Genomic DNA, 4,249 nt, shown 5'->3' on the forward strand with positions numbered 1-4,249 from the left:
TCCAGCAAGTGCCACCCCTGCACCTTTCAAAAATGAACGTCTCGTTGGTTTTTGTGACATTCCAATAGATGCCAATACTTATTCTGTTTAATGTTATCGATTTCGGCAACTGCTAACGAACCACTCGATGATAGATGATCTCCGGAAAGAATTAAATTTTAATATAATTATTATGGAATATATCTTCCGTTGCGGGCGATTACGTATGCGCTATGGAGAATGAGGGAAAAGAACGGACGTCGATTACCGAAAACTCACGTCGGGTTCCAATTCGGCAGTGAGATCGAGGTACGATTCGATGAGTGTCTCCGATCCATCGAATCGGATTCCGTCGCTTTCCCATTCGATGACCCCGGCCGCATCCATCTTCGGGATATGGTTGTGGCGTAGTTCGATGAGGATTTCCCGTTTATCCCCCGTCGTGCGGTCGTCCAGATCCACGATTTGCTCGGCGAGACGTTCCAAGTCGAGGGGGCAGTCGCTACTCCGAAGACAGTAAAGGACGTGTCGACGACGGTGGTCCGCCAGTAGTTCCATCACTACGTCGAGGTCGTTCGCTCCGGTGTGTTGTTCCGTCGAGTCCGTCTCCGAAGCACCGGTTGAATTGGAACTCATGGTTGTCCGAACTATCGAAATAGAAATCCAAAAGGCCGATGCCTACACACTTAGGTGTCCCAGGGCGCGCGCTCAGAACCCTTTACCGAGCAGTTCCCGGGCGATGATGTTCTTCTGTATTTCCGTCGTTCCCTCGTAGATTTGGGTGATCTTCGCATCACGGTACAGTCGTTCCACGTCGAAATCGTTGACGTATCCGGACCCGCCGTGAATCTGAACCGCTTCGTCGGCGCACTCGACGGCGGTACGCGAGGAGAACTCCTTCGCCATCGACGCCAACTGGGTCAGTTGTCCGTCGCCCTCGGAGACGCTCCACGCGGATTTGTAGGTGAGGTTGCGTGCGGCCTCCGTCTTCGTGTGCATCTCGGCGAGTTTGTGCTGGATGGCTTGGAAGTCGCTGATGGAACGCCCGAACTGTTCACGCTCTTGGGCGTATTCGAGGGCGCGTTCGCACGCACCCTTGGCGATACCGACACCCTGTGCGGCGACGGCCGTACGGGTTTCGTCGAAGAACTGCATGAGTTGTAGGAAGCCCATGCCGCGCGTACCGACGAGGTTCTCCTCGGGGACGCGCACGTCGTCGAAGATGAGTTCGGCGGTGTCGGAGGCACGGATACCGAGTTTACCCGTGATCTTGTCGGCTTCGAAGCCGTCACGGTCGGACTCGACGATGATCTGGGAGAACCCGGCATAGCGGTCCTCGGCTTCGGGGTCGGTCTTCGTCATGACGACGAAGAAGTCACCGATGGACCCGTTGGTGATCCACATCTTGTTGCCGTTGATGACCCACTCGTTGCCGTCCTTTTCGGCGGTCGTGGAGACCGAAGACACGTCCGAACCCGTGTCCGGTTCGCTGATGGCGGTACCCATGACCGCGTCGCCCGCCGCGACGGGGGCGAGGTACTCCTCCTTCTGCTCTTCCGTCCCGAACTCACGGATGGCGTCCCCGCCGAACGCGGTACTCGTGATACAGAGGCCGATACCCGGATCGACGGCGAACAGTTCCTCGACGATGATGGCGACTTCGAGTGGCGAGTAGCCCGCCCCACCGTACTCGATGGGGATGTTCGCGCCGGTCAGCCCCATCTCGGCCGCTTTGTCGATGATTTCCCACGGGTACTCCTCCTTCTGGTCGTACTCCTTCGCGATCGGTGCGACCTCGTTCTCCGCGAATCGCCGCACTTCGTCACGAATAGCTTGCTGCTCTTCTGATAGTTCGAAGTCCATGTGGATGGATTACGGGGCCACGGATAAATCGTTTTGTAACCGGACATAAACTGGATGGGCGTTTATTAGTTCGCATAGAGAAACGTTGAAACACCCCCGTAACGAGGGTTCTTGCATGGAGCTCGAAGATATCAACACCATAGCGGTTCTCGGCGCAGGCAACATGGGCCACGGAATCGCTGAAGTCGCGGCGCTCGCGGGATTCGACGTGAACCTGCGGGATATCAAAGAGGAGTTCGTCCAGAACGGCTACGAGGGAATCGAGTGGAGCCTCGGAAAACTGGCCGAAAATGATCAGATCAGCGAGGCGGACGCCGACGCCGCGCTGGACCGCGTGACGCCGCTCGTGGACTTCGAAGAGGCCGTCTCGGACGCCGACTTCGTCATCGAAGCCGTCCCCGAGAAGATGGAGATCAAAAAGGACGTGTACGGGGAACTGGAGGAGTACGCCCCCGACCACACGATTTTCGCCACCAACACGTCCAGTCTCTCGATCACCGAACTCTCCGAGGTGACCGAGCGCCCCGAACAGTTCTGCGGGATGCACTTTTTCAACCCGCCGGTTCGGATGCAACTCGTCGAAGTCATCACGGGTGCCCACACGAACGAGGACATTCTCGACGTCACCGAGGAGTTGGCCGAGGAGATGGGCAAATCCCCCGTCCGCGTGCGCAAGGACAGCCCCGGGTTCATCGTCAACCGCGTGCTCGTCCCCCTGATGAACGAGGCTGCGTGGATCGTCGAATCCGGCGACGCCACCATTGAGGAAGTGGACAGCGCGACGAAGTTCGACATGGGACTACCGATGGGCAGTTTCGAACTCGCGGACCAGGTCGGCATCGACGTCGGCTATCACGTCCTCGAATACATGCACGAGGTGCTCGGTGACGCTTACGAGCCGTGCCCGCTGCTCGCCGAAAAGGTCGAGGAGGGGAACCTCGGCAAGAAAACCGGAACGGGATTCTACGACTACGAGGACGGCGGTGTCGATATCCCGACCGACGCTGGAAACGAGGACGTCATCCTCCGCCTGCAAGCCGTGATGGCGAACGAGGTCGCCAAACTCGTCGGCAACGACGTCGCGCCCGCCGGGGAAATCGACGAGGCGGTCATGCTCGGCGCTGGTTTCCCCGAAGGACCGGCCCGGATGGCGGACGACGCCGGACTGTCGACGTTGCTGGAAACGCTCGAATCCCTCCACGAGGAGACGGGTTCGGAACGCTACGAACCCGCGGACTACCTCGAAGAGCGCGCCGAGGTCGGCGGCTTCGCCGACCCGGACGATGACGAAGGCATCGAGTTCGAGGCCATCCGCATCGAGAAACCCGGTGAGATGGTCGGACAGATCGTCCTCGACCGCCCACACCGCATGAACACCATCAGCGGGGAACTGCTGGACGAACTGTCGGTCGCAATCGACCAACTGGAGGCGGACGACGAGGTCCGTGCCGTCCTCATCACGGGCGAGGGCGACAAGGCGTTCTCCGCCGGAGCGGACGTCCAGAGCATGGCCGCGGGCGGTGCCGACCCCATCGGAGCCATCGAACTCTCGCGCAAAGGCCAGGAGACGTTCGGTAAACTCGAATCCTGTTCGATGCCGGTCGTCGCCGGAATCGACGGCTACTGTCTCGGCGGCGGGATGGAGCTGTCGATGTGCGCCGACCTCCGAATCGCCAGCGAGCGCTCGGAACTCGGTCAGCCCGAACACGACCTCGGCCTCCTGCCGGGGTGGGGCGGCACCCAACGCCTCCAGCACATCGTCGGCGAGGGGCGCGCGAAGGAGATAATCTTCACCGCGGACCGCTTCGAACCCGAGACGATGGCCGACTACGGCTTCCTGAACGAAGTCGTCCCGACCGAGGAGTTCGAGGAGAGCGCCTTCGAACTGGCCACGAAACTCGCGGGCGGCCCGCCGATCGCACAGAAGTTCACGAAGCGTGCGATGCTCAAGGGATGGGAGAGCACGGAGGCCGGACTCGAAATCGAAGCCCAAGCGTTCGGCCACTTGATGGCGACGGACGACCTGATGGAAGGCATCACCGCGTTCATGGGCAAGCGCGACGCCGAATTCGAAGGCAAGTAAACTGCCACCCCTTCCCAAAAGGGGTGACACCAATTGACGCGGAATCGGCCCGCTGTCGGTCGATAACGGAAGGTTTAAACTAGTCCAACAGAAAGCAATGAGTGCGCAGAAGCGCAGGACGCTCGGTTGGTGTAGTCCGGCCAATCATCTTGGCCTTTCGAGCCGAGGACCAGGGTTCAAATCCCTGACCGAGCATACGACGGCTTCGCCGTCTTGTAATTTTCATACGTGGCATAGCATGGAGACAAACCTATGCCATACGCCGATACGATTCAAATTTGGAAACATCTGTGAACACGATCCTAAAAAATCGCGTATTTATAC

4 protein-coding genes and 1 tRNA gene are annotated in these 4,249 nt (G+C 59.2%); 2 read left to right on the forward strand and 3 right to left on the reverse strand.

Annotated features, from left to right (window positions below; all coding sequences use genetic code 11):
- From WBV42_RS13525 to WBV42_RS13535, 3 genes are all read right to left on the reverse strand, one after another.
- On the reverse strand, positions 1–60 hold a 60-nt coding region (locus WBV42_RS13525; protein WP_423986495.1), incomplete at its 3' end, for a twin-arginine translocation signal domain-containing protein.
- A 183-nt stretch (positions 61–243) separates the two neighbouring features.
- Entirely contained in the window at positions 244–615 is a 372-nt protein-coding gene (locus WBV42_RS13530) for a DUF7344 domain-containing protein (RefSeq protein ID WP_423986492.1), read from the reverse strand.
- Between the two features lie 72 nt (positions 616–687).
- On the reverse strand, positions 688–1,842 hold the full coding sequence (locus WBV42_RS13535; RefSeq protein WP_423986493.1) for an acyl-CoA dehydrogenase family protein: 1,155 nt from the start codon (positions 1,840–1,842) through the stop codon (positions 688–690).
- 115 nt (positions 1,843–1,957) lie between these two features.
- Between WBV42_RS13535 and WBV42_RS13540 the strand changes: the two genes are divergently transcribed.
- The gene (locus WBV42_RS13540; protein WP_423986494.1) at positions 1,958–3,925 is read left to right on the forward strand and encodes a 3-hydroxyacyl-CoA dehydrogenase NAD-binding domain-containing protein; all 1,968 of its coding nucleotides are present in this window, start codon (positions 1,958–1,960) and stop codon (positions 3,923–3,925) included.
- Between the two features lie 120 nt (positions 3,926–4,045).
- A tRNA-Glu gene (locus WBV42_RS13545) sits at positions 4,046–4,120 on the forward strand.
- The last annotated feature ends 129 nt before the right edge of the window (positions 4,121–4,249 follow it).

The sequence above is a fragment of the Haladaptatus sp. genome, assembly GCF_049589095.1.
Taxonomy (GTDB): domain Archaea; phylum Halobacteriota; class Halobacteria; order Halobacteriales; family Haladaptataceae; genus Haladaptatus.

Bases quoted from the DNA above. Each gene is read 5' to 3' on its own strand.
- WBV42_RS13530 (WP_423986492.1), bottom strand. From the start codon at position 615: ATGAGTTCCAATTCAACCGGTGCTTCGGAGACGGACTCGACGGAACAA.
- WBV42_RS13535 (WP_423986493.1), bottom strand. From the start codon at position 1,842: ATGGACTTCGAACTATCAGAAGAGCAGCAAGCTATTCGTGACGAAGTG.
- WBV42_RS13540 (WP_423986494.1), top strand. From the start codon at position 1,958: ATGGAGCTCGAAGATATCAACACCATAGCGGTTCTCGGCGCAGGCAAC.